Origin of the sequence: Pseudorhodoplanes sp. (genome assembly GCA_032027085.1) — a bacterium.
In the GTDB taxonomy this organism is placed as follows: domain Bacteria; phylum Pseudomonadota; class Alphaproteobacteria; order Rhizobiales; family Xanthobacteraceae; genus Pseudorhodoplanes.
Genome location: JAVSMS010000001.1, coordinates 1,754,867 through 1,781,183 on the forward strand (window position 1 = coordinate 1,754,867; position 26,317 = coordinate 1,781,183).

General features: G+C 62.8%; 26 protein-coding genes and 1 pseudogene. 10 read left to right on the forward strand and 17 right to left on the reverse strand.

Going from position 1 to position 26,317, the window contains the following annotated elements:
- Window position 1 precedes the first annotated feature (1 nt).
- The 9 genes from RO009_08540 to RO009_08580 form a co-directional block, all read right to left on the reverse strand.
- Window positions 2-625: a 2,3-bisphosphoglycerate-dependent phosphoglycerate mutase gene (locus RO009_08540; GenBank protein ID MDT3685077.1), complete on the reverse strand. Its 624-nt coding sequence runs from the start codon at window positions 623-625 to the stop codon at window positions 2-4.
- Between the two features lie 116 nt (window positions 626-741).
- Window positions 742-1,557 (reverse strand): 4-hydroxy-tetrahydrodipicolinate reductase, encoded by an 816-nt coding sequence (gene dapB, locus RO009_08545; protein ID MDT3685078.1) that lies wholly within the window; start codon window positions 1,555-1,557, stop codon window positions 742-744.
- Window positions 1,558-1,722: 165 nt separating this feature from the next.
- Entirely contained in the window at window positions 1,723-2,025 is a 303-nt protein-coding gene (locus RO009_08550; protein MDT3685079.1) for a DUF1330 domain-containing protein, read from the reverse strand.
- A gap of 22 nt (window positions 2,026-2,047) precedes the next feature.
- Window positions 2,048-2,761: an orotidine-5'-phosphate decarboxylase gene (pyrF, locus tag RO009_08555; protein ID MDT3685080.1), complete on the reverse strand. Its 714-nt coding sequence runs from the start codon at window positions 2,759-2,761 to the stop codon at window positions 2,048-2,050.
- Window positions 2,758-3,339 carry an NAD(P)H-dependent oxidoreductase gene (locus RO009_08560; protein ID MDT3685081.1) on the reverse strand — a complete coding sequence of 194 codons (582 nt, stop codon included), beginning with the start codon at window positions 3,337-3,339 and terminating at the stop codon, window positions 2,758-2,760. Before RO009_08560 ends, pyrF begins: the two co-directional genes overlap by 4 nt.
- Before the next feature lie 221 nt (window positions 3,340-3,560).
- On the reverse strand, window positions 3,561-4,163 hold the full coding sequence (locus tag RO009_08565) for a methyltransferase (protein ID MDT3685082.1): 603 nt from the start codon (window positions 4,161-4,163) through the stop codon (window positions 3,561-3,563).
- A gap of 90 nt (window positions 4,164-4,253) precedes the next feature.
- Window positions 4,254-5,393 (reverse strand): molecular chaperone DnaJ, encoded by a 1,140-nt coding sequence (dnaJ, locus tag RO009_08570; GenBank protein ID MDT3685083.1) that lies wholly within the window; start codon window positions 5,391-5,393, stop codon window positions 4,254-4,256.
- Window positions 5,394-5,500: 107 nt separating this feature from the next.
- Window positions 5,501-7,411 (reverse strand): molecular chaperone DnaK, encoded by a 1,911-nt coding sequence (gene dnaK / locus RO009_08575; GenBank protein ID MDT3685084.1) that lies wholly within the window; start codon window positions 7,409-7,411, stop codon window positions 5,501-5,503.
- A 271-nt stretch (window positions 7,412-7,682) separates the two neighbouring features.
- Window positions 7,683-8,324, reverse strand: a complete 642-nt coding sequence (locus RO009_08580; GenBank protein ID MDT3685085.1) for a trimeric intracellular cation channel family protein — start codon at window positions 8,322-8,324, stop codon at window positions 7,683-7,685.
- 28 nt (window positions 8,325-8,352) lie between these two features.
- Between RO009_08580 and RO009_08585 the strand changes: the two genes are divergently transcribed.
- The gene (locus RO009_08585) at window positions 8,353-9,360 is read left to right on the forward strand and encodes a hypothetical protein (GenBank protein MDT3685086.1); all 1,008 of its coding nucleotides are present in this window, start codon (window positions 8,353-8,355) and stop codon (window positions 9,358-9,360) included.
- Between the two features lie 15 nt (window positions 9,361-9,375).
- Here RO009_08585 and grpE read toward each other — a convergent pair whose 3' ends face one another.
- A complete protein-coding gene (gene grpE / locus RO009_08590; protein ID MDT3685087.1) occupies window positions 9,376-9,984 on the reverse strand; it encodes a nucleotide exchange factor GrpE in 609 nt (202 codons plus the stop codon).
- Window positions 9,985-10,055: 71 nt separating this feature from the next.
- Complete coding sequence (gene hrcA, locus RO009_08595) at window positions 10,056-11,084, reverse strand: heat-inducible transcriptional repressor HrcA (protein MDT3685088.1); 1,029 nt, start codon at window positions 11,082-11,084, stop codon at window positions 10,056-10,058.
- Between the two features lie 189 nt (window positions 11,085-11,273).
- Between hrcA and rph the strand changes: the two genes are divergently transcribed.
- From rph to hemW, 3 genes are all read left to right on the forward strand, one after another.
- Window positions 11,274-11,987: a ribonuclease PH gene (gene rph / locus RO009_08600; GenBank protein ID MDT3685089.1), complete on the forward strand. Its 714-nt coding sequence runs from the start codon at window positions 11,274-11,276 to the stop codon at window positions 11,985-11,987.
- Window positions 11,988-12,105: 118 nt separating this feature from the next.
- Entirely contained in the window at window positions 12,106-12,741 is a 636-nt protein-coding gene (gene rdgB, locus RO009_08605; GenBank protein MDT3685090.1) for an RdgB/HAM1 family non-canonical purine NTP pyrophosphatase, read from the forward strand.
- Window positions 12,731-13,885, forward strand: coding sequence for a radical SAM family heme chaperone HemW (gene hemW / locus RO009_08610; protein MDT3685091.1), 1,155 nt, complete (start codon window positions 12,731-12,733; stop codon window positions 13,883-13,885). The genes rdgB and hemW overlap by 11 nt, the downstream gene beginning before the upstream one ends.
- Before the next feature lie 145 nt (window positions 13,886-14,030).
- Here the strand turns inward: hemW and RO009_08615 are convergent, their stop codons facing one another.
- Complete coding sequence (locus RO009_08615) at window positions 14,031-15,242, reverse strand: penicillin-binding protein activator (GenBank protein ID MDT3685092.1); 1,212 nt, start codon at window positions 15,240-15,242, stop codon at window positions 14,031-14,033.
- A 114-nt stretch (window positions 15,243-15,356) separates the two neighbouring features.
- On the opposite strand from RO009_08615, the gene rsmI reads away from it, so the two are divergent.
- On the forward strand, window positions 15,357-16,265 hold the full coding sequence (gene rsmI, locus RO009_08620; GenBank protein ID MDT3685093.1) for a 16S rRNA (cytidine(1402)-2'-O)-methyltransferase: 909 nt from the start codon (window positions 15,357-15,359) through the stop codon (window positions 16,263-16,265).
- 1 nt (window position 16,266) lies between these two features.
- A complete protein-coding gene (locus tag RO009_08625) occupies window positions 16,267-16,659 on the forward strand; it encodes a YraN family protein (protein ID MDT3685094.1) in 393 nt (130 codons plus the stop codon).
- On the opposite strand, the gene RO009_08630 is transcribed toward RO009_08625, so the two are convergent.
- On the reverse strand, window positions 16,656-18,335 hold the full coding sequence (locus tag RO009_08630; GenBank protein ID MDT3685095.1) for a methyl-accepting chemotaxis protein: 1,680 nt from the start codon (window positions 18,333-18,335) through the stop codon (window positions 16,656-16,658). The two genes, RO009_08625 and RO009_08630, sit on opposite strands and share 4 nt — an antisense overlap.
- A 107-nt stretch (window positions 18,336-18,442) precedes the next feature.
- Between RO009_08630 and gshB the strand changes: the two genes are divergently transcribed.
- Window positions 18,443-19,381: a glutathione synthase gene (gene gshB / locus RO009_08635; GenBank protein ID MDT3685096.1), complete on the forward strand. Its 939-nt coding sequence runs from the start codon at window positions 18,443-18,445 to the stop codon at window positions 19,379-19,381.
- Complete coding sequence (locus tag RO009_08640; GenBank protein ID MDT3685097.1) at window positions 19,378-20,343, forward strand: hypothetical protein; 966 nt, start codon at window positions 19,378-19,380, stop codon at window positions 20,341-20,343. The genes gshB and RO009_08640 overlap by 4 nt, the downstream gene beginning before the upstream one ends.
- Before the next feature lie 6 nt (window positions 20,344-20,349).
- Here RO009_08640 and RO009_08645 read toward each other — a convergent pair whose 3' ends face one another.
- The gene (locus tag RO009_08645; GenBank protein MDT3685098.1) at window positions 20,350-20,517 is read right to left on the reverse strand and encodes a hypothetical protein; all 168 of its coding nucleotides are present in this window, start codon (window positions 20,515-20,517) and stop codon (window positions 20,350-20,352) included.
- 114 nt (window positions 20,518-20,631) lie between these two features.
- Here RO009_08645 and RO009_08650 point away from each other — a divergent pair.
- Window positions 20,632-22,169: pseudogene (locus RO009_08650) on the forward strand (YifB family Mg chelatase-like AAA ATPase).
- Window positions 22,170-22,194: 25 nt separating this feature from the next.
- Here RO009_08650 and RO009_08655 read toward each other — a convergent pair.
- The 3 genes from RO009_08655 to RO009_08665 all read right to left on the reverse strand — a co-directional run bounded on the left by RO009_08655 (window position 22,195) and on the right by RO009_08665 (window position 23,838).
- The gene (locus RO009_08655; protein ID MDT3685099.1) at window positions 22,195-22,533 is read right to left on the reverse strand and encodes a cupredoxin family copper-binding protein; all 339 of its coding nucleotides are present in this window, start codon (window positions 22,531-22,533) and stop codon (window positions 22,195-22,197) included.
- Window positions 22,530-23,054: a DUF4142 domain-containing protein gene (locus RO009_08660; protein ID MDT3685100.1), complete on the reverse strand. Its 525-nt coding sequence runs from the start codon at window positions 23,052-23,054 to the stop codon at window positions 22,530-22,532. Before RO009_08660 ends, RO009_08655 begins: the two co-directional genes overlap by 4 nt.
- A gap of 88 nt (window positions 23,055-23,142) precedes the next feature.
- The gene (locus RO009_08665; protein ID MDT3685101.1) at window positions 23,143-23,838 is read right to left on the reverse strand and encodes an RNA polymerase sigma factor; all 696 of its coding nucleotides are present in this window, start codon (window positions 23,836-23,838) and stop codon (window positions 23,143-23,145) included.
- A 317-nt stretch (window positions 23,839-24,155) separates the two neighbouring features.
- Here RO009_08665 and RO009_08670 point away from each other — a divergent pair, with 317 nt between their 5' ends.
- Window positions 24,156-26,294: an ATP-binding protein gene (locus RO009_08670; GenBank protein ID MDT3685102.1), complete on the forward strand. Its 2,139-nt coding sequence runs from the start codon at window positions 24,156-24,158 to the stop codon at window positions 26,292-26,294.
- Window positions 26,295-26,317: the final 23 nt, after the last annotated feature.

A 26,317-nucleotide genomic window follows, 5' to 3' on the forward strand; every position in this document is an offset into this window, starting at 1 on the left:
GTTACGCGGCCAGATCGAGCTTGGACGCGACAGTCGCGTCGGCATTGAGCCGGTAGATGATGGGAACGCCGGTCGAAATCTCGCGCTTGAGAATTCCTTCAGGCGAAAGCTTCTCCAGCACCATCACCAGCGCTCGCAGCGAATTGCCATGCGCGGCGATGATGGTGCGCTCGCCGCGCAGCACGCAGGGCAGAATCTCCTGCACATAGTAAGGCAGCGTGCGCGCCAGCGTGTCGCGCAGGGATTCGCCCCCGGGCGGGGCGACGTCGTAGGAGCGGCGCCAGATATGAACCTGCTCCTCTCCCCATTTCTTGCGGGCGTCATCCTTGTTCAGGCCCGAGAGATCGCCATAGTCGCGCTCGTTCAGCGCCTGGTCCTTGATGATCGGAATGTTGGTCTGGCCCATTTCCGTGAGCAGCAGATCAAGCGTGTTCTGCGCCCGCTTGAGCGCGGAGGTGAAGGCGATGTCGAAGACAAGTCCCTGCGCCTTGAGCTTGCGACCGGCTTCCTTCGCTTCGGCGACGCCTTGCGGCGTGAGATCGACGTCGCGCCAGCCGGTGAAGAGGTTCTTGAGATTCCATTCGCTTTGGCCGTGGCGGACAAGTACGAGAAGACGATCGGACATTCTTTCGGTTCCTAGCTTCAGCTATTGATCCGTCACCCTGAGGCGGCCTTGAAGCAAGGTCCTTGAAGGACGACGGCCATCATCCTTCGAGGGCCGCGACAAGATGACGGATCGATTCAAAAATCCCCCAGCCCCAGCACATCGGCCATCGAATAGAGCCCGGGCTTCTGCCCGCGCGCCCAGAGCGCCGCCTTCACCGCGCCGCGGGCGAAGATCATGCGATCCTCAGCGCGATGACCGAGCTCGATACGTTCGGCAGGACCTGCGAAAATCACGTTATGCTCGCCGACCACGGTGCCGCCGCGCAGCGAGGCAAAGCCGATATCACCGGGCTTGCGTGCGCCGGTATGGCCGTCGCGGGCGGCACCTTTCTTCTGGCTGAGATCGACGCCGCGTCCCGCCGCCGCCGCCTGACCGAGCAAGAGCGCGGTGCCGGACGGCGCATCGATCTTCTTGTTATGATGCATCTCGACGATCTCGATATCAAATTCGTCATCGAGCGTCTTTGCCACGCGCTTGACCAGAGCCGCCAGCAGATTGACGCCGAGGCTCATGTTGCCGGACTTGACGATGATGGCTTTCGACGAAGCAGTCTTGATCGCGTGTTCCTCCGCCGCCGAAAATCCCGTCGTGCCGATGACATGTACGATGCCGGCCTTGGCCGTGACAGCCGCGAGTGCGACGCTGGCCTTGGGGATCGTGAAGTCGATGATGCCGTCGGCCTGCGCCGCCAGCGCCATCGCGTCAGATGTCAGCTTGATGCCGTTTGGGCCAAGGCCGGCAAGTTCACCGGAATCGCGGCCGATCAGCGGGGAGCCCGCCTGCTCCAGCGCGCCTGCGAGCACCGCCCCCTTGCCGGCGGCAATCGCCTGGATCAGTGCGCGCCCCATACGCCCGCCGGCGCCGGCAACTGCAAGCCGCATGTCGGACATGGATGTTCTCCTGACTGGGCGCGGATATACACGGCCTGGTCATTCCGGGCGAGCGCCGTTTACGGCGCGAGACCCGGAATCCAGAAGGAAAGTCGGCATTCCTCCTCGGATTCCGGGTTGCCCGCCTTCACGCTACGCGCTTCTGCGGGCGCCCCGGAACGACGGCTAGGGCTGTGGTCCGTCATAGCCAGCAATGATGACCAGATCGACCTCGCAGCCCTTCTTCAGGTATTGCGAAGCGTCCTGATATTCCGGCGATCTGTAGCAGGCGAGCGCCGCCTCGTGGGTGGGGAATTCGAGCACCACATTGTGCTTGCGGGAAGCGCCGATCGGCGTTTCGTGCGGCCCGCCGCGCACCAGGAATTTGCCGCCGTGCTTCGCGAAGGCTATGGCGTTGCGGCTGCGGTATTCGTCATAGGCGGCCTGATCGTTGATGTTGAGACTGGCGATCCAGTAGCCCTTTGCCATCACTCTCTCCGGTGAGTTTTCGTTACACGGTCCTGGCGGCGCTGATTTCAGCGACGATCGCATCTGCTGCGGCCTTCGGATCGGCAGCTTCCGTAATCGGACGCCCGACCACAAGATAGTCGGCGCCCGCGGCCATCGCCTTGGCCGGCGTCATGATGCGCTTCTGGTCGCCGGCTTCGGCACCAGCAGGGCGGATTCCCGGCGTGACGAGAAGTCGCGATCCGACCAGCGGGCGCAGCATCGCTGCTTCCTCCGGCGAGCAGACGAGGCCGTGAATGCCAAGCTCACTCGCTTTTCTGGCGCGGCGCGAGACCTGCTCCGACACCGTACCGGTGAGTCCCGCCTCGCGCACATCGTCGTCGTTGTAGGAGGTGAGGATCGTCACCGCGAGGATCTTCAGGTCCGAGCCGCGGCTGCCTTCCAGCGCGGCGGCCATGGTCTTCGGATAAGCATGCACCGTGAGAAACGTCGCGCCGAGCCTTGCGATGCTTTCCGCACCCTTGGCGACAGTGTTGTCGATATCGTGCAGCTTCATGTCGATGAAGACCTTCTTGCCGGCGCTCACGAGGTCGCGTGCGAGATCAAGGCCGCCGGCAAAAGCGAGATGATAGCCAATCTTGAATACACCGACCGCGTCGCCGACCTGCGCGACGAGGCGCTCCGCTTCCGTCATTGTCGGCTTGTCGATGGCGAGGATCAGACGGTCCCGCGGATCGATGGAAAATTGCTGCGTCATGCCAGTTGCCTCGTCACATCGATGAGGCGCTGCAATACGCCCTTGAGCCGATTCATCGTCTGCTCGTCCTTCAGATTGTCATTCTCGTCGTAGGCGTCGGCGGCGCGCGGCACCGCGATCTGATCGGGGATGACCAGCGCCCCGCAACCGATTTCCAGGACTTGGCGAAGAGCCAGCAACGAGCGCATGGCGCCGTAATTGCCGTTGGATGCGCCGCCGAGCGCGAAGACGCGATCCTTGTAGGCAGCGAGCGGGGACTCGCGGCCCTCGCGTACACGCGAAATCCAGTCCAGCGTATTTTTCAGAAGCGGTGTGATCGACGCGTTGTATTCGGGGCTGGCGATGAAGATGCCGCCATGCGCCATGAAAAGCTGTTTCAACTTGATCGCATTTTCCGGCTGTCCGGAACGCGCTTCCAGATCGGCGTCGTAAAGCGGCATCGGATAATCGGCGAGCGAGATATGGGTCACCTCTGCCTCGAGCAGGGCCAGTTGCTTGGCGGCATTCGCCGCCAGCCGTGCGTTGAATGAACCAGTGCGGATCGAGCCGGCGAAGACAAGGATTCTTGGGATGGGCATCGGGGCTCCGAGAACGCTTCCAATAGCAGATGCGCGATTTCCTCATGGCCGGGCTTGTCAGCACAAGTCGGATAATATCCGACCTGTGCATCCATCCTTACCGAAGGCGAGCGAGCCCGGCCTCGGGCGCCATCCACGGCTCCGCTGCTTTGCGGCCGCAAAGACGTGGATGCCCGCAACACGTGCGGGCATGACGATAGAAACCACAATTTGGATGAGTATCAACCTTTGCGGTAAATCCACACGCGGGCGGGCGGCAGATTCATCCAGATGCGCTCGGAGGCTTCCGTTTTCACGCCGGACAGGCCCTTCGGGATCGGTGGCGTGGTCATCGAATAGGTGAACTGGATGAAGGGCGCCTCACGGTGCAGCAGCGCGAAGGCGTCGTTGATCAGGCGCAGCCGCGTCTTCACCGGCTTGGTCAACAGCGGCAGACCGGATACCACGGCTGCGGCTGGCTCCTTCAGCAAGCTTTCGAGAAGACGCTTGAGGCTGTAGGCGTCGCCCTGCACCACCGTCGCTTCCGGATAGCGCGAACGCAGCAGGCGGCAGAAAACCGGATTGAATTCGACAAGCACCAGACGCGCCGGATCGACGCCGCGCTCGACCAGAGCCTCCGTCACCGGTCCAGTGCCCGGTCCGAGTTCGATCACCGGCCCAGGTGAATTGGTGTCGACATAGCGAGCCATGGTGCGCGCCAGGAAACGTCCGGACGGCGTCACTGCGCCGATCGACAGCGGCTTTTCCAGCCAGGAACGAATGAACCGGACCTCATCATCAAGACGCAGGCCCTTTTTTTCGGCAACGCTTGGCTGGAGACGCATGGTTCGACGGCTATGGTTTTGTGAAGCTATTATGATCCGCCCAAGCAATAATCGGTATAGGGAGGGCGGCTCGGGGTCAAGCAGTCCGGGTCAGGTGACAGTTCCGCGCGAGCCCAGCCCGTCGAAAAGATCTTTGACGCGCGAGAAGAAACTCACGGATTCAGGCTGAGTTTCCTTGGAGGATAATTTTTCAAACTCCGCCAGCAATTCGCGCTGTTTCTTGGTCAAATTCTGCGGTGTTTCCACCACAACCTGCACGTACATGTCCCCAGTCTGTTTGGAGCGCAGGACCGGCATCCCCTTACCCTGCAGCCGGAAACGCCGGCCGGACTGGGCTCCCGCCGGTATTTTCACCCGGCTCTTGGAATTATCGATGGTAGGAACCTCGAATTCCCCGCCCAAGGCCGCCGTCACCATGGACACGGGCACCCGGCAATGCAGGTCAGCACCATCGCGCTGGAACAGATCGTGGCTCGCTAACGAGAGGAAGATGTAGAGATCGCCCGGCGGTCCGCCGCGCAAGCCGGCCTCGCCTTCGCCAGCAAGACGAATGCGCGTGCCGTCCTCGACGCCGGCCGGAATATTCACTGACAGCGTCCGCTCGCGGGTGACGCGGCCGGAACCGGAGCAGGATTTACACGGATCCTCGATAACTTGTCCGCGACCATGGCAGCCCGGACATGTGCGCTCCAGGGTGAAGAAGCCCTGCGCGTGACGGATCTTTCCAGCACCACCGCAATGCGGACAGGCTTTCGGCTTGCTGCCGGGCTTGGCGCCGGTGCCGGAGCAGGTTTCGCACGTCACTGATGTCGGAATGCGCACCTCGGCGGTCTTGCCAAGATAGGCGTCTTCCAGGGTGATCTCCATATTATAGCGCAGATCAGCGCCGCGCTCGCGGCCGGAGGCGCGACGCCCGCCGCCCATGCCAAAAATGCCTTCGAAGATATCGGAGAAAGCGGAGCCGAAATCAGCCCCGAAACCATGCGCGCTGGCGCCGTTGCCGTGCTCGAATGCGGCATGACCAAAACGGTCATAGGCGGCGCGCTTGTCGCCGTCCTTCAGGACATCATAAGCTTCGTTGATTTCCTTGAACTTGTGCTCGCAATCCTTGTCGCCGGGATTGCGATCCGGATGCCATTGCATCGCGAGCTTGCGATAGGCGCTCTTCAGCTCGCTTTCGCTGACGGTGCGGGAAACACCGAGTGTTTCGTAGTAGCAGCGCTTCGACATGATCCGCCGTCAGTTCTTATCCGTCCAGGACAGACAGACCCCCGGGACGAACCCGAGGGTCTGTCTGTTGCTTAGGCCGTATAGCATGCGCGCCTCACGGCGAAACATCAGGCTGATTTCTTCTTGTCGTCGTCGACTTCGGTGAATTCCGCGTCGACCACGTCATCTTTCTTGGCACCGGCATCGCCGGAGGCGCCGCTATCGCCGCCCTCCTGCTGAGCCTTGTACATGGCTTCGCCGAGCTTCATCGAAGCCTGCGCCAGGGTATTGGCCTTGGCGCTGATCGCGTCGGCATCATCGCCCTTTAGCGCTTCCTTCAGGTCGGCCAGCGCATTCTCGATGGCGCGACGCTCCTGCTCGCCGACTTTCGCGCCATGCTCCGACAAGGCCTTCTCCGTGGAATGCACCAGAGCTTCGGCATGGTTCTTCGCTTCGACTGCGGCCTTGCGCTTCTTGTCCTCCTCGGCGTGCGCTTCCGCGTCCTTGACCATCTTGTCGATGTCGGCTTCGGACAGGCCGCCCGACGCTTGGATGCGAATCTGCTGTTCCTTGCCGGTGCCCTTGTCCTTGGCATGGACATTGACAATGCCGTTGGCGTCGATGTCGAAGGTGACTTCGATCTGCGGCACGCCGCGCGGCGCCGGGGGAATGCCGACGAGATCAAACTGGCCGAGCAGCTTATTGTCGGCCGCCATCTCGCGCTCGCCCTGGAAGACGCGGATCGTCACCGCGCCCTGGTTGTCGTCGGCGGTGGAGAAGACTTGCGACTTCTTGGTCGGGATCGTGGTGTTGCGGTCGATCAGGCGGGTGAACACGCCGCCCAGCGTCTCGATGCCGAGCGACAGCGGGGTCACGTCGAGGAGCAGCACGTCCTTGACATCGCCCTGCAGCACGCCGGCCTGGATCGCCGCACCGATCGCGACCACCTCGTCCGGATTGACGCCCTTGTGCGGCTCCTTGCCGAAGAACTGCTTCACGACTTCCTGGACCTTCGGCATGCGGATCATGCCGCCGACAAGAACAACTTCGTTGATCTCGCCCGCCGACAGGCCGGCATCCTGCAGCGCCTTTCGGCACGGCTCGACCGTCCGCTGGATGAGGTCATCGACCAGCGCCTCGAACTTGGCGCGGGTGAGCTTCATGGTCAGATGCTTCGGACCAGTCTGGTCGGCCGTGATGAAGGGCAGATTGATTTCGGTCTGCGTCGTGGACGACAGCTCGATCTTCGCCTTCTCGGCGGCTTCCTTCAGCCGCTGCAAGGCGAGCTTGTCCTTGGTGAGATCGATGCCTTGTTCTTTCTTAAACTCGGCCGCGAGATATTCGACCAGCCGCATGTCGAAGTCTTCGCCGCCCAGGAACGTGTCACCGTTCGTGGACTTCACCTCGAACACGCCATCGCCGATTTCGAGAATGGAGATATCGAAGGTGCCTCCGCCGAGGTCGTAGACCGCGATGGTGCCCTGCTTCTCCTTGTCGAGACCGTAAGCGAGCGCGGCTGCCGTCGGCTCGTTGATGATGCGCAGAACTTCGAGACCCGCAATCTTGCCGGCGTCCTTGGTCGCCTGGCGCTGCGCGTCGTTGAAGTAGGCGGGAACGGTGATGACTGCCTGCTCGACCTTCTGGCCGAGATTGGCCTCCGCCGTCTCCTTCATCTTCTGCAGAATGAATGCGGAGATCTGCGACGGAGAATAGGTCTTGCCGTCGACCTCGACCCAGGCGTCGCCGTTGCCAGCCTTGACGATCTTGTAGGGGACAAGCTTCTTGTCCTTCTCGACCGTCGGATCGTCGTAGCGCCGTCCGATCAGGCGCTTGACTGCGAAAATCGTTTTTTCAGGGTTGGTGACCGCCTGACGCTTTGCAGGCTGGCCCACCAGGCGCTCGCCGTCGTCGGTGAATGCGACGATCGATGGCGTGGTCCGCATGCCTTCCGCGTTCTCGATCACGCGGGGGGTCTTGCCTTCCATCACGGCCACGCACGAATTGGTGGTGCCGAGGTCGATACCAATGACCTTAGCCATATCTCTGTTCCTCTCTTTCAGGCAGATCGGCCGGGCCCTGAAGCCGGCACCCGGATAGACGACGAGGCGCAGGCCTTGCCCGGCGCGTCCTCTTCCGACCCCCTAATCTGATACGACGCCGCAGCCCTGCGGCGTCATGGCTCATATAGGAGAGGCCACTTGGGTCGCAAGGCATTTGGGCACCCGGCCTCCACGCCAGTCCGCCTGGCGATGATGGCCCATACGCCGGATTCGTTAACCTGGCATCAAGCTATGGCGGATGGCCGCCCTCTCAGAGGCCTAATTCATCGGGACGACGGCCCGGCCGGGCCCGGTAGGGCGGCAGTGACCAACCCCTCCGCAGCGCCATGGCGCGGATAACGAAGCAGGCCAGAAAGCCCGCCAGAGTTGCCGCAATTCCCAGCCCGCCCCAGACTGCCAGGGCCGTGAAAACACAGGCTCCGGCAAGCGCCGCAGTCGCATAAATTTCCTTGCGCAGGATGATGGGCACTTCCCCGCCGAGAATATCCCGCATGATGCCGCCGAATGTGGCCGTCATCACGCCCATGATGATGGCGATAAATGGCCCGGCGCCGGCCGCGAGCGCGACCTCCGCCCCAACCACGCAGAAGAAGGACAGCCCCACGGCATCGAGCTGCAACAGCAGACGGTAGCGGGATTGCGGAATATGGGCCGTGAAGAATGCAATGACCGCCACAGCCAGACAGACCCCGACATAGACCGGCTTCTGTACCCAGAAGACTGGTATTCCGAGGATCAGATCGCGTAAGGTGCCCCCGCCGATGCCGGTCACCGTTGCCAGCAGGGCAAACCCGACAACATCCATCTGCTTGCGCGAGGCGACCAGTGCGCCGGTCACGGCGAAAACCGCCACGCCCAGGAAATCGAGAATGGTGATGAACGTATCGAGCATCCGGTCCCCGCGGGCCCCGCGTCAATTCATGGCTTCTTATCGCATCGCGAGGCGCGTCCGCTCACAAATCTGCATCGTCTCGACAACCATCGCCATTTTCTGTCTCGCGACGGGCACCGTACTCGCCGATGAGCCGGTCTTCCCGCGCGGCTCCCATGTCGGACTGGTGCCGCCGCAAGGCATGACCGCAAGTCAGACATTTCCCGGCTTCGAGGATCGCGAGCACAATGTTTCAATTCAGCTCAACGAACTGCCGGCGCCGGCCTATGAAGCCTTTCTGCAATCGATGACCCGCGGCGAGATCAACGTCCCCGGGGTCAGCAATGCCAAACGGGAAATCCTAATCACACAGGGCGGCGGCGCACATGTCGTTGTCGGAGATCAGGAAGCGGCGGGCAAGAAATTTCGCAAATGGCTCCTGGTCACGCGGCAGACCATTTCGAGCGAAAAGCTCGGTCTCACCATGGCTTTTGTTGTGACGGCGCAGGTGCCCGAGGACGCCAAAGCCGCCTATTCGGACGAAGCGATCAGAAAGGCGCTGTCCACGGTCACGCTGCGAAGCGAGATTCCCGGCGAGGAAACTTTGAGCATGCTGCCGTTCAAGCTCAATGATCTCGCCGGCTTCACCACGGTGCGCTCGCTGGTTCCCGGCCGCGCCGTGCTGCTCAGCGAAGTCCCGCTCGGCAATGTCGAACCCACCGACAAGCCGTTCATTACGCTTTCGGCCGCGCCGGCAACCATGCCCGACGAGGCCGACGAGCGCCGCAAGTTCTCTGAGCAGTTGTTGCGCGGTATCCAGGGCTACAAGGATTTGAAGATCGTCTTTGCCGAGCAGCTTCGTCTGCGCAATCAATATGTCTACGAATTGCGACTGGAAGGAAAATACGAAAAGACCGGCGGGGACATGATGCTGGTGCAGTGGATCCGCTTCGGACGTCAGGGTTTCGTCCGCCTTGTCGCCATCACACCGAAGGAGAAATGGGCGGACGACTTCCCGCGCTTTCGCGCGGTGCGCGACGGCATCGAGAACCGCTAAGTTGAAAATGACCGGTCAGTCCGCCGCCGGGCCTTGCGCGCTGACATTGTTGTCGGCGGCGGGCGCCGTTTTCGGACCGCCCTTGGAAACCCCGACCATGGCAGGCCGCAAGACCCGTTCGCCGATCAGGTAGCCGGGCTGCACGACCTGCACGACACTGCCCGCGGGCACGGACGCATCAGGCACTTCGTACATCGCCTGATGGATATTGGGGTCGAACTTCTCGCCCAGCGGGTCGATTTTCTTGATGCCGTTCTTTTCCAGCGACTTCAGCAGTTCACGCTCCGTCAATTCAACGCCCTCGATGAGGGCGTTGATTCCGGCATCGGCAGTGGCGCGCAATTCCGGACCGACTGCGTCGAGCGCGCGGCGCATATTGTCGGCCACGCCGAGGACGTCGCGCGCAAAAGATGAAATGCCATAGGCCCGCGCATCGGCGACCTCGCGCTCGGTGCGGCGGCGGAGATTTTCCATGTCCGCGAGGGCGCGCAGCAGCTTGTCCTTCAGGCTGGCGGCCTCCTGCTGCGCCGCCACAAGCGGCTCCACCGCAGTTTCGGCGGGCGCTGCAGCCTGGTCATTCCCGGTGGGGGTCGCGGCGGCGTCAGGCCGAGGCGTATCGTTCATCATTCAAATCCGTCGATTTCGGAGGTTTTGCGTTCCCGATATCAGAATTACGGCCGGAAAAATCAAGGTTTTTAGCCGCTCAGGAGTTTGGACACTATTCGCGCGGTGTAATCGACCATGGGTATGACCCGCGCATAATTCAGCCGGGTCGGGCCGATCACCCCCAGAACCCCAACCACACGCCCGGTCGAATCCGAATAGGGCGCCATGATGGTGGAGGAACCCGAGAGCGAGAACAATTTGTTCTCAGACCCAATGAAAATCCGCACACCCTCTGCAAGTTCCGCGCGGCCGAGTAGATCGATGACTTCCCGCCGCGTCTCCAGATCGTCAAACAGCAGCCGCACCCGTTCGAGGTCTTCCAGCGCTCTGAGATCTTCGAGTAAATGCGCCTGCCCGCGCACGATCAGCTTGCGTTCGTCATTGCCGCCGCCGGACCAGTTTGCCAGACCGGCCTCGACAATTTTCTGAGTCAATTGGTCCAGTTCGGCGCGGCTGGCTTCGAGTGCGCGCTCGAGTTCGGCCTTCGCTTCCGACAAGGTCTTGCCGCGGCTGCGGGCATTCAGAAAATTCGTCGCTTCCGTAAGCGCCGACGTGGGCAGGCCGGCTGGCACATTCAGGATGCGGTTCTCGACCTGACCATCCTCGGACACGAGCACGACGAGCGCCCGCTCCGGCTCAAGCCGCACGAATTCGATATGCTTGAGCCGCACATTGGATTTGGTCGTGAGCACGACGCCGGCTGCCCGGGTCAGGCCAGAGAGCAAGCCGGAGGCCTGCGTGAGCACGCCCTCCACGGTCTTGCCGGAGGACGCGATCTGCGCCTCGATTGAACGGCGGTCCTTCTCGTTGATGTCGCCGATTTCCAGCAGCGCATCGACGAAGAAGCGCAGGCCGATCTCGGTCGGCAGACGGCCAGCCGACGTATGCGGCGCATAGATCAGACCGAGCTGTTCCAGATCCGACATCACGTTGCGGACCGAGGCCGGGGAGAGCGAGACCTGCAGCAACCGGGACACGTTGCGCGAACCCACCGGCTCGCCGGTTGCGAGATAGCTTTCCACGATTTGGCGGAAAATCTCGCGCGAGCGCTCGCTCATCTGAGCGAGGCTCACCTGCGTCGCGCCGATCGGAATGTCGTGGGACGCCACCGTCAGGTCCTCCAGGAACGCTCCAGAATTGTCCCTTTGCGGCTGGAGTTTCAAGACAGAGCTTGTCCCGGCCCGCCCTCCAACCTAAAAGCGGGCCGAGGCCTCAAGAACCATCAATCGCCGGAAAGGTTAACACACATGCGGCCAAGCCGTCGGGCACCCGACGAATTGCGCGCCGTCTCGCTGGAGCGCGGCGTCGTCAAATATGCCGAAGGATCGTGTTTCGTGAAATTCGGCGATACCCACGTCCTCGTGACCGCGACCCTGGAAGAGCGCCTGCCGCCCTGGCTGAAGGGTCAGGGCCGCGGCTGGGTGACCGCCGAATACGGCATGCTGCCGCGCGCAACTTCCGAGCGCACCCGCCGCGAAGCGTCGGCCGGGAAACAGTCCGGCCGCACGGTTGAGATCCAGCGGCTGATCGGCCGCAGCCTGCGCACAGTGGTCGACCTCGTAGCACTCGGGGAACGCCAGATCACCATGGACTGCGATGTGATCCAGGCCGACGGCGGCACGCGCACCGCCTCGATCACCGGCGCCTGGGTGGCCTTGCATGATTGCGTCTCCTGGATGAGGTCGCGCAACATGATCAAGAACGGCGTGATCCGCGACCATGTCGCGGCGATTTCCTGTGGCATCCACAATCATGTGGCGGTGCTCGATCTCGATTACGCGGAAGATTCGGAAGCTGAGACTGACGCTAATTTCGTTATGACCGGTAACGGCAACATCGTCGAAGTGCAAGGTACTGCGGAAAAGGAACCGTTCAGCGAGGAGCAGCTTCTCGCCTTGCTGGCGCTCGCACGTAGCGGCGTGAAGAAACTGGTCGATCTGCAGAAAATGGCGGTGACCTAATTCAATCTGTCATGCCCAACGAGAGCGGCATCCAGTAAACTCGGATAAAGCGAAAAGACAAATGCCTAACGAGCATTCAGCGGTTACTGGATCGCCCAATTTCACGGGGGATGAGGAACTGAAAGGGCATCGCCAGATTGCCGGCAAGCTGGTGATTGCGACGCATAATCCCGGCAAGCTGCGCGAGATGCGCGAGCTGTTGTCGCTTTATGGTGTCGAAGCTGTCTCCGCCGCCGATCTTGGCCTGCCCGAGCCGGAAGAAACCGGAAGAACTTTTGCCGAAAATGCACGCATCAAGGCGATGGCGGCCGCGAAAGCTTCGCAATTTCCTGCCTTTGCAGACGACTCCGGTCTGGTCGTCGATGCGCTCGGCGGCGAGCCCGGCATTCATTCGGCGCGCTGGGCCGGACCTGACAAAGATTTTGCAGGTGCGATGACGAAGATCGACTCGCTCTTGCGTGAACGCAACGTGACGCCGGCGCAGCGCACCGCTCATTTCGTTTCGGCGCTTTGTGTCGCCTGGCCGGATGGCCATGTCGAGGAATTCCAGGCGACCGTCGAGGGCACGCTGGTCTGGCCGCCGCGCGGCAACGCAGGTTTCGGCTACGATCCGATGTTCCTGCCGGATGGGCATGAGCGCACCTTCGGCGAAATGCCGGCTGAGGAAAAGCACAGCCTGCCCCCGCGCGGCAAAGGCTTGTCGCATCGCGCCCGCGCATTTCTGAAGCTGGCGGAGGCATGCCTTGTCGGCTGAGCAGAAAGCCTTCGGCGTCTACGTGCACTGGCCGTTCTGCCTGTCGAAATGCCCCTATTGCGACTTCAACAGTCATGTCCGGCATGGCGGCATCGACGAAGCGCGCTTTCTGCACGCCTACAAAAAAGAAGTCGCGACGATTGCGGCGCGTACGCCTGGCCGCACCGTGTCGTCAATCTTCTTCGGCGGCGGCACGCCCTCGCTGATGCAGCCGCAGACGGCGGCCGCCATTCTCGAGACTATCGGCAAACATTGGGCCGTGTCTCCCGACGTCGAAGTCACGCTGGAAGCGAACCCGACGAGCGTTGAAGCCGAACGCTTCCGCGATTTCCGTACAGCGGGCGTCAATCGTGTCTCGCTCGGCGTGCAGGCCTTGCATGACAGCGCGCTGAAGGAGCTCGGCCGCCTGCATAGCGCACGCGAAGCTCTCGACGCTGTTGCCATCGCGCGCAAGCATTTCGAGCGCTATTCCTTCGATCTGATCTATGCGCGGCCGAACCAGTCACCGGCCATGTGGGCGGATGAATTGCGCTGGGCCATCTCGGAAGCCGCCGAACACTTGTCGCTCTATCAGCTCACCATCGAGCCGGAGACGCCGTTCTTCAGCCTGCATTCTCTGGGCAAGCTGAAGATACCGGACGAGGACACAGCACGCGCTCTCTATGACACGACGCAGGAGATTTGCGCGCAAGCGGGGCTGCCGGCCTACGAGATTTCCAATCACGCGCGACCGGGCGCGGAATCGCGGCACAATCTCGTCTATTGGCGCGGTGATGAATATGCCGGGATCGGTCCAGGCGCACATGGGCGCCTTGAGGCCGAGGGAAAGCGCTTCGCGACGGCGACCGAGAAGAAACCCGAAAGCTGGCGGATGCGCGTGGAAACGCTCGGCCACGGCCTGATCGTCGACCAGGTGCTGACCAGCGAAGAACGCGCCGACGAATATCTTTTGATGGGTTTGCGCCTCGCCGAAGGCATCGATCTTGCGCGCTATCAGGCCTTCTCCGGGCGGCCGCTGGATCCGGAGCGCATCGCGATGCTGAGAAAGCAGGGCGCGCTGGAATTCACGCCAAACGGGCGGCTGCGCGTGACGCGCGACTGCTTTGCTCTGCTTGATGCAGTTGTCGCAGACTTAGCGGCTTAATCATCTTTCAGTTATTGCGTCGCACGCGCAAAGCGCGTGAACCCGAAATTCAGCGGCTTGTTCCACACATGCGGGTGGATTCCGGATCGTCGCGGGGGTCATGGAGCCGCGCTTCGCGCGGACCCCTTGACGGCATCCCGAATGACTACGTCCCCGACGCGCCAAACGTCTTCGGCGCCGGACTGATCACCTGCGCGCCTGAAGGTCCGACGCGCAGCACCGCAAGGCCGCGTTCATTGGTGCCATCGGTCCTGAAGCGGAAAATGCCGTCAATGCCCGCGAAACCGGATGGATTGGTCAGAACCTCTTCTGTGAACCGCTGGGCGCCTTGCGTCTTCACCAGCGCGGCAACCAGCGCGGTCGCGTCATAGGCGAGCGTCGCCGTGCGCACAGGATCCTGCCCGTATTTGGCGCGGTAACGCTGCGCGAAACTGTTGAACCCGCCGCTGTCGGGCGCGGCGAAAGCGCCGCCATGCAGGGACGCTTCATTGAAGATGCGCGGATCGTCCCACAGGCCTGTGCCCAGCAATTGCAGGCGTTTCGTATTCACGCCCGCATCCGTCAGCGTCCCCAAGATGAAGGGAACCGAATCCGCCCCATCCGGAATGAACAGGGCGTCGGCGCTGCCCGCCGCCTGCGCGACCACCTTGGCGGCTTCCGCCATCCTGGAGCGGTCCGACGAATAACGTTCAAGCGCGACGATGCGTCCGCCGCGGCGCGAAACGATTTCCCGGAATCTCGCCTCCACAACGCTGCCATAGGCATTGTCGGGAATCATCGCAGCGAAGGATTTCTTACCGGTGGAGATCGCGTAGCTGACGATGCGCGTGACATCCGATTCCGGCAGGAAGCTCAGGAGATAGACTCCGCGCGAGGCGACGCTCGAATCGGTCGAAAAGGCGATGATGGGAATCCCGCGCGGCTTCGCCGATGTCGCTGCCGCCTGCACCGATTGTGCGAAAAGCGGACCAAGAATGATTTCGGCGCCTTCATCCATCGCCTGCTGCGCGGCGAACTGCGCGTTGGACGCCAAGCCGCCAGCGTCTTTCACCAGAAGCTGGATGTTCGGATCGTTGAATTCCGACAGGGCAAGTTCGGCGGCATTCTTCATGGACTGCGCGGCGACTCCGGCATTGCCGGTGGCCGACAGCGGCAGGATCAGCGCGACCTTGACCTGCCCGGTACCAATGGCGGACGGCTGCACCGGAGCGCCGGCTTGCGGCGCGCCGAACGGATCGCCGGGAGACGTACCCTGTCCGGCGCAGCCTGCGAGCAAGGCCAAAGCTCCCGCCGCGAGACCACAAAGGCCCGCCCGTCGGGTGAACTGCAAGGACAAGGTCGAAACATTTCGGGACACGGCTGATTTCCTCAAGGACGCCACGAGAGGCAGGGCGCCAGTCCACGATTGCAATCTGGCATATTGTCGGCGAATGGTTAACCGGTCGAAAAATTCGGGTTCATGGTCAGTGACATGGCGCTGGATGCAGGTGGGAGAGGCTTCATTCTGGCGGGCCAACCCGTGAAGGCCTCGCGTCTGCCTGGCGGGCTTTATCTGGTTGCGACCCCCATCGGCAATCTGCGCGACATCACCTTGCGCGCATTGGAGATTCTGGCGGGGGCCGACGTGATAGCGTGCGAGGACACCCGTGTCACCCGAAAGCTGCTCGAGCATTACGGCATTTCCACGCCTATGCTGGCTTACCACGAGCATAATGCCGCAGCGGCGCGGCCGAAGTTGTTGGCCAAGCTCGGTGCAGGCGAGTCGATCGCGCTGGTATCCGACGCAGGCACACCGCTGATTTCCGATCCTGGCTACAAGCTGGTGCGCGCGGCGCAAGACGCCGGCCATGCCGTCACCGCAAGCCCCGGCGCATCGGCAACGCTGACTGCGCTAAATGTCGCAGGCTTGCCGACTGACCGGTTTTTCTTCGAAGGTTTCCTGCCACCGAAAGCCGGGCAACGCCGCACGCGCATTGCGGCGCTGGCGCGGATACCCGCCACTCTGGTTCTGTTCGAAACCGGTCCGCGGCTCGCCGCCACGCTCGCCGATCTCAAAGATGGCCTTGGTCCCCGCGAAGCTGCGATCTGTCGGGAATTGACCAAGCTGCACGAAGAGGTGCGACGCGGTGATCTTGCGGCGCTTGCCGCCGATTATGCGGAAGCCGCAGAGCCGCGCGGTGAAATCGTCATCGTCGTCGCGCCACCGCCGGAAGAAGAAAAGCCGGACGCGCAGCAGGTGGACGCTCTGATCCGCACCGCGCTGACGCGCGCCTCGATGAAAGACGCGGTCGGAGAAGTCGCGATGGCGACCGGCCTGCCGCGCCGCGAAGTCTATCAGCGCGCACTTGAGCTGGCGAAAGAGACAGACCGGAGCTCGTGAGATGGCGCGCGATACGAGACGCCTTAGCGACAATCCGGAGCGAGCCTCGGCGTTCCGTACCGGTCTCTCGGCGGAGAGCAAGGCCGCAGCCTATCTCATGATGAAAGGCTTCCGCATTGCGGCCCGGCGCTGGCGCAGTCCGGTCGGCGAAATTGATATCGTGGCGCGGCGGGGAAAGCTTCTGATCTTCGTCGAGGTGAAGGCGCGCGCCCGGCTGGATGATGCCGCCTATTCGGTCACTGAACGCCAGCAGCGCCGGATCGCAGGCGCCGCAGGCGCGTGGCTCGCTGCGCATCCAGATGATACAGAATGCGACATGCGGTTCGACGCCATCCTGGTGGCGCCGCGACGTTTGCCGCAGCACATTACGGCAGCATTTGAGGCGGGTGATTAGGCCGCGCGCAGGCGCTTGAAGAACTCGTCAATCTGCGCACGGATGCGGCTTGCCACCGCGCCGAGGTCGTCGGCGACATTGCGCGCCTGCAAGGCATGGGCCCCCGTGCTGGCCGTCGCCTCATTGACGCGATTGATCTGATCGGCGGTTTCCGAGGACCGCTGCGAGGCGGCTTCGACGCTGCGTGCAATCTCCTGCGTCGCTGCGCCCTGCTCCGTCACAGCGGCGGCGATGGCGCCGCTGATGTCGCCGATCTCGCGGATGGTGCGTTCGATCGCGCCGATTGCGAAGATGGACCGTTCAGTTGCCTGCTGCATGGCCGCAATCTGTGCGCCGATCTCTTCAGTGGCGCGCGCGGTCTGCCCTGCCAAGGCCTTCACCTCACCGGCGACCACCGCAAATCCCAGTCCTGCGTCGCCGGCGCGTGCCGCCTCGATCGTCGCGTTCAGCGCCAGCAGGTTGGTCTGTTCGGCGATGTCGGTGATGAGTCGGATCACGTCGCCGATGCGACCGGCGGCATCGCTCAGTTCCTTGACCGTAGCATTGGTCTGTTCGGCTTCGCCCACCGCCTTGATGGCGATGCTGTTGGCCTGGGAGACCTGCCGTTCGATCTCCAGCACCGAGGCGGCGAGTTCGTCGGCAGCCGAGGCAATGTCGCGCACATTCGAATTGGCTTCGCCGGAGGCTGCGATGGCGCGCGTGGTGCGATCCGACGTGACCTCGACCGCCCCCGCGAGATCTTTCGCGCTCTTGCGCACCGCTTCCGACAGGCTCGCGAGCTGCGCCAGCATCACCTCCGCTTCCAGCGAGAAGCGCTGGATTTCGGCGCCCACCTCATCCTGCCGCTGCGCCCGCGCCGCCGCATCGCGGCTGACAGTCTTGTTCAATTCATCATTGTGGCGCATCGCCGCCTGGAAAATTGCAACCGAAGATGCCAGAGCACCAATCTCGTCGCGCCGCCCGCGATAGGGAATGTCGAGGGTCTTTTTGTCGGCGACGGCCTTCGTGACGCGCGTGATCTCGGCGAGCGGCCGCACCACAGCGCGCCAGAGGGTGAAGGCGCCCGCGGCAGCGAGCAGTAACGCTACAGCGCCCAGCGTGGTCATCAGCCATGTCGTCCGGGCATTTGTCCGTTCAACCGCATCGGAAATCGCCTGCGCCCGCTGCACGTAAATCTGCGCGAGTTGTTCCAGATTCTTGCTGAGCGCCGTCTGCCCGGTAATGGCTTCGTCAAATTCGGCCAGCTGCCGCGCAGCGTCGGCTCCCGACGCAATGGCACGATCGGCAATCTGTTTGCGGTAATCGCGGAAAACCCAGATCCGACCTGAAAAGGCGTTGAGCTGCTCGGCATCATCTGCACCTGTGGTGCGCTGCCAATCCCCCATGACATCTGCAATACGGTCAGTGAGCCGTTTCAGCGCAGCCGCCCGATCGGACGCAATCGAGTCGTCGGCGGCAAGGAAAATGCCTTGCGACTCCGCAATGGCGGCGTGGATCAGCGCCTGCACCCGCTCGACGTTGGCAACGCCGGAATAGGCGGTATCGAGCGCGGCCGTCAGCCGCGCATGCTCGCGCGAATTGATTGCGGCGATACCCGCCAACGCGATAGTGACCGTCGCGAGGAGTGCAAAAATTGCGTAAAGCTTGGCTGCGATAGAGAGGTGTGGAAAAGACACGCGCCCCAAGGTCCCTGCAAAGCTCTGTGGTCAGCTCTAGGGAGACTGGCAGGTATGTGTTAACCACTGGTTTTCGTTGAGTTTCCGGCTAATTCCGTAGGATTATCATGACCCTCAATGTCGCCGTGCAGATGGACCCGGTCGAGCGGATCAATATTCGCGGCGATTCGACCTTCGCTCTTTTGCTGGAAGCGCAGAAGCGGGGGCACGCCCTCTCCTATTACACGCCCGACAAGCTGGCGCAGCGCGGACACCGGATTTTCGCGACAGTCTGGCCAATATCGGTGCGCGACACGGAAGGCGACCATTTCACGCTCGGTGAGCCGCAACGCACTGACCTGACGGCATTCGATGTGGTCCTGCTGCGCCAGGATCCGCCCTTCGACATGGCCTATATCACGACGACGCACATGCTCGAACGCGTGCATCCAAGGACGCTGGTGGTGAATGATCCGGCGCAGGTACGCAATGCGCCGGAAAAAATCTTTGTCCTGGGTTTTCCTGACCTGATGCCGCCGACGCTGGTCACCCGCGACCTCGCCGAGATCAAGGCGTTCCGCGAAGAGCATGGCGATATCGTCATGAAGCCGCTTTACGGTCATGGCGGCGGCTCGGTCTTCCGCCTGACCAAGGACGATCTGAATTTCGGCTCGCTCTACGATCTGTTTGCGACAACCTTCCGCGAGCAATGGATGGTGCAGACATTCCTGCCGGCGGTAAAGGACGGCGACAAGCGCATCATCCTGGTGAACGGCGAATTCGCCGGCGCCGTGAATCGCGTACCCGCCGCCGATGATCTGCGCTCCAACATGGTGCGCGGCGGCGCGGCGAAAGCGACCGACCTCACTGCACGCGAGCGCGAGATTTGCACAAAGCTTGGCCCAGCCCTGCGTGAACGTGGTCTGCTCTTCGTCGGCATCGATGTCATCGGCGGCTACCTCACCGAGATCAACGTCACCTCGCCGACCGGCCTGCGCGCGATCAGAAATCTCGGCGGACCGGACATTGCGGCGATGATCTGGGATTGCATCGAGAGCAAGCGGTGAAGCGGACCGTCGGCGAGCATTTCAGGCCTGCGAATTCGCGGCTTCTCGCGATCTGTCTCGCGGCGGCTATTCTGACGACAACGACTGCCGTCGCTTTCGCCGCCGGCGAATGCAGTTTCAAGAAGCAGCGGCCGGTGACCCTCAAGACGATGGGGCCGTGCCATTTCGATCCCGAGACTTTGAGCTTTGCCGGCGACGCGCAGCAGCAGGCCAGATGTCTGCTGACGCCGGTGCTGGAAGGCGGAAAGCTCGGCAGCCCGCTCGAACAATTACCCGACTTACTCGCCGGACGCGTCGGCCGCAGCGACAATCTGCCGGATCGCAACGCCATGCTCGGGGCGCTGAAGGAGCGCGGCCTCGACGTGGTGTTCGGCGACAGGCTTGCGCAACCGGCGTCACGCGCCAATGACAATGACGCGGAGGCGCGCGGCGCCTCATATATGGTTCTGCACGACACCAGCGCGCCGAATTTTCGCAATCATCCCTGGCCACCGAAGATCGACGACGATCCGAAGATCAACAGCCTGGCGCGCTATTCCTGCAGCAACAATATCGAGCGCGCGCATATCTTCATCAATCGTCTGGGCGACATCTTTGCGCCGCATGATTTCTGGGTGCCGTGGCGCGCGACCAAGTTCGAGATGGCGACCAATTTCGACGGTAAGCTGAAAGGCCTGTTCCTGCATGTCGAGCTGGTGCAGCCGCGCAAGCGGCATCCCAGATATCGCGGCAACAACGATTTCCTGGCGCCGTCGCCGGGCTTTCCGCCTGTGCAATATGATGCGCTGGCGCTGGTCTATGTCATCGCCAGCCTGCGCGCCGGTGTTTGGCTTATTCCCGCTTATCATGCCGTGCTCGATGAGGGCATTTACGACAAGCACGACGACCCGCAGAATTTCGATCTCAATGCATTCGCCGCCAGCCTCGCCAAGCTGCTCGACCGGCTGAAATCCTCGGGCTGAATTAGCCTAATGCGCTGTCGCAGCGGGCTGGCCAAGACCGAGCTCGATTTCTTTCAGCGTGAGCCCTGAGCGCATCTGGTCGATCAGGGTTTCCAGGTCGCCGCCGGCAGCTTCCGCCTCGATGCGGGCCCGCCGGGCCTCCTCCAATTCGCGCTCCAGCGCCTTGATATCCATGGCCAATGCTCCGCTGTCCCGTTGCGAAAAATAACTGAGTCGTTTTGTTCTTCAAATGTTCTTGTATACGGTAGACTAGTCCATTAGACTGCAACCAAGGGTAGAGGCAGCCTCATGGTTCAGCGGGTCGCCACGGTCGCATTCGAGGGCATTGAGGCGCGCGCCGTCGATGTACAGGTGCAGGTCGCGCCAGGCTTGCCGGCCTTCAATGTCGTGGGGCTGCCGGACAAGGCCGTGTCGGAAGCGCGCGAGCGTGTGCGGTCGGCGCTGATCGCGTCCGGCCTCGCGCTGCCCGCCCGCCGCATCACCGTGAACATGGCGCCGGCTGATCTGCCCAAGGAAGGCAGTCACTATGATCTGCCGATCGCGCTCGGGCTGATGGCGGCGATCGGCGCAATTCCATCCGACGCGTTATCGGGATTCACCGTGCTGGGCGAACTCGGCCTCGACGGCTCGATCGCGCCCGTTGCCGGCGTGCTCCCTGCCGCGATCGGCGCCAATGCGCGCGGCGAAGGTTTGATCTGTCCGGCCGGCTGCGGCGCCGAAGCCGCCTGGGCCAGCCCGGAAATGGAGATCATCGCGGCATCATCCCTCATCCAGCTTGCCAATCATTTCCGCGGCACGCAGGTGCTCTCGCGCCCGCAACCGAAAATCCGCGAGGTCGAGGGAGCACTGCTCGATCTCGCCGACATCAAGGGACAGGAAAGCGCCAAGCGCGCGCTCGAAGTTGCTGCTGCCGGCTCGCATAACTTGCTGATGGTCGGGCCGCCCGGCGCCGGCAAGTCGATGCTCGCGGCGCGACTGCCCTCGATCCTGCCGCCGCTGACGCCGTCCGAATTGCTTGAAGTCTCGATGATCGCTTCTGTCGCCGGCGAGATTTCCGGCGGCGCGCTGACCAATCAGCGGCCCTTCCGCAGCCCGCATCATTCCGCCAGCATGCCGGCGCTCGTCGGCGGCGGCTTGCGCGCGAAACCCGGTGAGATTTCGCTTGCGCATCATGGCGTTCTCTTTCTCGACGAGCTGCCCGAATTCGAGGCGCGCGTTCTCGATTCACTGCGGCAGCCGCGGAGACCGGCGAAGTCGCCATCGCCCGCGCCAGCCATCGCGTCACCTATCCGGCGCGCTTCATGTTGGTCGCCGCGATGAACCCCTGCCGCTGCGGGCGCGCCAGCGATCCCGGTTTTTCCTGCAAGCGCGGGCCGAATTCACGATGCGTTGCAGACTATCAGGCCAGACTCTCGGGGCCGCTGCTCGACCGCATCGATCTGCAGATCGAAGTGCCGGCGGTCACGGCCGCCGATTTGATCCTGCCGCCGCCTGCAGAAGGCAGCGCCGAGGTCGGTGCGCGCGTCGCCCGCGCGCGCGATCTGCAGGCGGAACGTTATGCCGCGCTCGGCTTGCCGCATATCCGCAGCAATGCGCAGGCGAACGGACCGGTGCTGGAAGATGTCGCGAAGCCAGACAAAGCAGGCCTGGCGCTGTTGCGCGACGCCGCCGACGCCATGCGGCTCTCTGCGCGCGGCTATCATCGCGTGCTGCGCGTCGCGCGCACGCTGGCCGATCTCGACGGTGCGGAACGTGTCGGGCGCATCCATCTCGCCGAAGCTTTGTCCTATCGCGCCCTCGCCGACGATCTCCGGCGCGCGGCATGACGGGTTGCCGCGCGCCGGTTCTTCCTCATGGCTCGACCACGATCCGTCCCTTCATATTCGGATGCAGTCGGCAATAATAATCGACGGTTCCGGCGGTCTTCACCGTCAATCGCGCGTGACTGCCCTTCGGCAGCATGTAATCCCAGGTGCCATCGCGTGCCGTCGCCGTATGAACAAGAAAATCGTCATTCGTCCACTCAACCGTATCGCCGACATGGACCCGAACTTCGGGCGGCGTGAACACCAGATTCTTCATCCCGATCGGAACGACATCGGCCGCCATCAAGACTGCGGGGACCAGCAAACCGGCGGCGAAAGGCAGCAGCACCTGCAGCCAGACAGACGAAAGACGGCGCGGTCTCATTTGAGATCTTTCACGAGAGTCTCGGCGTGCTGCTGATGGCCCTGAAAGACCTTCAGGCCGGTCTGCAAAAGATCTTTCAGTTCGGCATTGCTGGCCGACGGAATCAGGACCGTCTGCAGCGCGCCATTCACGGTCTTGTGGTAGGCGACTTCGTTCTCGGTATAAGCCTTGTCGAACTGCGCGCCGTTCAGCTTGGAAAGCTGCGCTTTCTTCTCCGCCGCCTGCTTCATCAGCGACTTGCTAGTGTCGTTATCCTGCGGCGTCACCTTGAGCTTCTTGACCAGCGCCAGCGCCTTCTCGTTGACGGCCGTGTGGTCGCGCACCATGCTTTCGGCGAAGCCGCGCACCGCGCCGTTCTTGCTCTTGTCCAACGCGAGTTTGGCGGCCTCGATATCGATCTGGCCCGCGGTGTAGGCAATATGCGCGATCTGCGGATCGGTGGGTTTTGCGTTTTGTGCCGAAGCCGGACTTGCAACCAGCCAGCACGCCGCCATCGCCGCTGCGAGTTTGACGATAGACATTTTCATCTCCTGACAATCGCCGGGTCGCGGGCTGCGAACCGGACGATCTATGGATGTCCGGACGACGCAAAGGTTCCCGGCTCTGCTGTCAGGAGGCGCGCAATCGCTGCAGCACGCGCTCGGTGATGCGTTCGCAACGCGTTCCGCCAAATGGAAACACGTCGGTGAGACCGGGCGCAAGATGCCGATCAAGCGCGTCGTGCAGCAATTTTCGCGCGCGATGAAGGCGCGTTTTCACCGTTTGCGGCTTGATGCCGAGCACGATGGCGGTTTCCTCGATGCTCAAGCCCTCAACCGCGCGAGAGATCAGCACCGAACGAAAATCCTCCGGCAGATCGTCAATTGCGCTTTCGAGCAGCTTCTGGATCTCGCGCTGCGCCATGGTGCGTTCCGGGTCGGTTGCAGTCGTCATGGAGGGGAACGGAATGATGTCGGCCTGTTTTGAATGGTCGAGCACGCTCAGGTCCGTCATTGATCGCTGCCGCCGCAACCGTCCCAGCGCCTCGTTATAGGCGATCCGCGAAATCCAGGTGCCGAAGCTGGAATCGCCGCGGAATTCCGCGAGCCTGGTGAAGGCGCGCACATAGGCTTCCTGCACGACATCCTCGGCTTCCGCATCGTTGCGCAGGACGCCGCGCGCGATCCGGAACAGCCGCCGGTTGTAGCGCTGCATCAAAGCCCGAATGGCCGCTTCGTCGCGATCGCGCGCGCGCCGCGTCAATTCGGGATCGCCGAGCCGTCGCAGATCGGCAAACCGCACGGGCTGGACCGATACATTCTCCATTCGGCTTTGCTCCTCACCGGCTGACTGAACCCCCTGTAGATGCGGCTTGCGCCCGAAGGTTCCCACAGACGCGCCGGCCATTGCGGCATCGCGCAAGTTTACCGCTTGTTAACCGCTTTTCTCAACGGCACGTCCGTCGCGTCGAGATTGAAGAAAGTTGCAAGCACCCTTCCGCCACACTGCTTACCTGAAAAACGACGGCTGGCACGCCTCCGCGATGACCGGCCGCGCAACAGGGCGAGACGGCGATGATACCCCTTCATGCTCCCGCATCGCGAGGGCAATGGCATGCGCATATGCGGCGACGGCCACGACCGTTGCTTCTCCTTGCCGGCGGCGCCTGCCTGGCATCCGTACTGCTTCTCTATACGCTTGCCAAGCAAGCCGGTTCTGCAACGCATCTCTATGCGATCGGCATATCCGCATTGCTCGCTGCGGCCGGCCTGTTCATCGCGTTTCTGATCCATCGGGTACAGACATTGACGGCAGCCGTCGATGCGCTGGAACAGCGTGCCGACGCATTATCTGACCGGAACTGGGAGTTGCGCGAAGCCGAGGAGCGCGCGCGCAGCTTTCTCGAAGCGCCAGGCGATCTCATCGTGCGCCGCACCCGCGACAGCAGGATCACCTATGCCAATGATGCCTATTGTACGCTGATGGGTCAGCGCGCTGAAAGTCTTGTCGGGACCGGCGCCGTTCCGGACATTCTTGAACAGGGTGACAGCGCCTTGCTGCCCGACGGCAGCCGCGTGCACGACCAGAAAATTGCAAGCCGGGACGGGCCGCGCTGGATCGCCTGGCGCGATGTTGCGGTCCGCACCGACGAAAACCACAGCGAGATCCAGAGTGTCGGCCGCGACGTGACCGATCGCGTCAATGCCGAACAGGCGTTGGCGGATGCGCGCGACGAAGCGGAAGCCGCCAATCGCGCCAAATCGCGATTCCTGGCCATGGTGAGCCACGAGGTGCGCACGCCATTGAACGGCATTCTCGGCATGGCCGACCTTCTTCTCGATACGCCGCTGACGCCGGAACAGAAAACCTATGCCAAGGCGGTGAAAACCTCCGGCGACACACTGCTGTCGCTGATCGAGGAGATTCTCGATTTTTCCAAGATCGAGTCCGGCCGGCTTGACATCGAGGCGCGGCCCTTCGCGCTCGGCGCCATGATCGAGGACATGGTGGAATTGCTGGCGCCACGCGCGCAGGCGAAAGGCATCGAGATCGCCGCTTATGTCGATGAGCGGCTGCCCGAACGGATCGCCGGCGACAGCACGCGTCTGCGGCAGGTGCTGATCAATCTTGCCGGCAATGCCATCAAGTTCACCGATACCGGCGGAGTCGCCATCGTCGTCGAACCCGGCATCTGGCCCGGCGACATCAATTTCAAGGTGCGAGACACCGGCATTGGAATCGCGCCGGAAGAACAGTCGCGCATCTTCAGGGAGTTCGAGCAAGGCGATGGCGCCGCGAATAATGCGAGCGGCACCGGTCTTGGGCTTGCCATCTCCCAGCAGATCGTCGAGCGCATGGGCGGCAGGATTTCGGTCGAGAGCCTGCCGGGCGCCGGCGCATTGTTCGAATTCACGGTCAATCTTGCTGCGGCAGACGACACCCCGCCGGCTTTTGCCGCGCCCGACCTGACCGGCCATGCCGTGCTGATCGTCGCGCCGGCGATGATCGAAGCGGCGCTGATCGCCCGCCGGCTGACGCGCTGGGGCGCAACCGCGGCGGTGGTGCCGAACGAGGCCGCGGCCGCAGCACTGGTGCCCGAGCGCAATTGGCAGACATTGCTGGCGGACCACGCCTTGGGCCGCGACGCACTCGACCGGCTGCTGCAAATGTCGCGCTCTATCGAGCGCCGCCTGATCCTGATGACTCCGGCGGAACGCGGCGAACTGGATGCGATGAGACAGGCCGGCTTTACCGGCTATCTCGTGAAACCCGTGCGCGCCGTTTCACTGGCGGCCCGCTTGCAATCTCACGGCGATGACTTTGCGCGCGTTGCCGACGTCCCGGCACCATCCGCGGAAGCCAAGCCCGTGCAGCGCGGACTCTCGGTGCTTGTCGCCGAAGACAATGAGATCAACGCCCTGCTCACCCGCGCGCTGCTGTCGAAGCTGCAGCACAGCCCGACGCTCACGACCGACGGCGCCGAGACCGTGCAGGGCTTCCTGTCGGCACGCGCCGCCGGAACGCCTTTCGACCTGATTCTGATGGACGTGCGCATGGCCGGCATCGACGGACTGGAGGCGGCGCGCCGCATCCGCGCCGCCGAGGCCGCGCACGGCTGGCCTCGCACGCCGATTGTCGCGCTCACCGCCAATGCCTTGCCTGAGCATCGCGACGCCTGCCTAGCCGCCGGAATGGACGGCTTCCTCACCAAGCCACTGGACCGCGAACGCCTGGAAACGGCCTTGGCGCGCTATAGAACCGTGCCTCCGATCGCCGCCTGACGGCCAAGCATCGGCGCTCGCTC

Excerpts from the sequence above, each read along its gene's own strand:
- hrcA (MDT3685088.1), bottom strand. The coding sequence starts at position 11,084 with ATGAGCGAGCGCTCGCGCGAGATTTTCCGCCAAATCGTGGAAAGCTAT.
- RO009_08660 (MDT3685100.1), bottom strand. The coding sequence starts at position 23,054 with ATGTCTATCGTCAAACTCGCAGCGGCGATGGCGGCGTGCTGGCTGGTT.
- RO009_08645 (MDT3685098.1), bottom strand. The coding sequence starts at position 20,517 with ATGGATATCAAGGCGCTGGAGCGCGAATTGGAGGAGGCCCGGCGGGCC.
- dnaK (MDT3685084.1), bottom strand. The coding sequence starts at position 7,411 with ATGGCTAAGGTCATTGGTATCGACCTCGGCACCACCAATTCGTGCGTG.
- RO009_08540 (MDT3685077.1), bottom strand. The coding sequence starts at position 625 with ATGTCCGATCGTCTTCTCGTACTTGTCCGCCACGGCCAAAGCGAATGG.
- RO009_08625 (MDT3685094.1), top strand. The coding sequence starts at position 16,267 with ATGGCGCGCGATACGAGACGCCTTAGCGACAATCCGGAGCGAGCCTCG.
- RO009_08550 (MDT3685079.1), bottom strand. The coding sequence starts at position 2,025 with ATGGCAAAGGGCTACTGGATCGCCAGTCTCAACATCAACGATCAGGCC.
- dnaJ (MDT3685083.1), bottom strand. The coding sequence starts at position 5,393 with ATGTCGAAGCGCTGCTACTACGAAACACTCGGTGTTTCCCGCACCGTC.
- RO009_08665 (MDT3685101.1), bottom strand. The coding sequence starts at position 23,838 with ATGGAGAATGTATCGGTCCAGCCCGTGCGGTTTGCCGATCTGCGACGG.
- RO009_08655 (MDT3685099.1), bottom strand. The coding sequence starts at position 22,533 with ATGAGACCGCGCCGTCTTTCGTCTGTCTGGCTGCAGGTGCTGCTGCCT.
- gshB (MDT3685096.1), top strand. The coding sequence starts at position 18,443 with ATGACCCTCAATGTCGCCGTGCAGATGGACCCGGTCGAGCGGATCAAT.
- RO009_08560 (MDT3685081.1), bottom strand. The coding sequence starts at position 3,339 with ATGCCCATCCCAAGAATCCTTGTCTTCGCCGGCTCGATCCGCACTGGT.
- pyrF (MDT3685080.1), bottom strand. The coding sequence starts at position 2,761 with ATGACGCAGCAATTTTCCATCGATCCGCGGGACCGTCTGATCCTCGCC.
- rsmI (MDT3685093.1), top strand. The coding sequence starts at position 15,357 with ATGGCGCTGGATGCAGGTGGGAGAGGCTTCATTCTGGCGGGCCAACCC.
- dapB (MDT3685078.1), bottom strand. The coding sequence starts at position 1,557 with ATGTCCGACATGCGGCTTGCAGTTGCCGGCGCCGGCGGGCGTATGGGG.
- rph (MDT3685089.1), top strand. The coding sequence starts at position 11,274 with ATGCGGCCAAGCCGTCGGGCACCCGACGAATTGCGCGCCGTCTCGCTG.
- grpE (MDT3685087.1), bottom strand. The coding sequence starts at position 9,984 with ATGAACGATACGCCTCGGCCTGACGCCGCCGCGACCCCCACCGGGAAT.
- RO009_08580 (MDT3685085.1), bottom strand. The coding sequence starts at position 8,324 with ATGCTCGATACGTTCATCACCATTCTCGATTTCCTGGGCGTGGCGGTT.
- RO009_08585 (MDT3685086.1), top strand. The coding sequence starts at position 8,353 with ATGGCTTCTTATCGCATCGCGAGGCGCGTCCGCTCACAAATCTGCATC.
- RO009_08565 (MDT3685082.1), bottom strand. The coding sequence starts at position 4,163 with ATGCGTCTCCAGCCAAGCGTTGCCGAAAAAAAGGGCCTGCGTCTTGAT.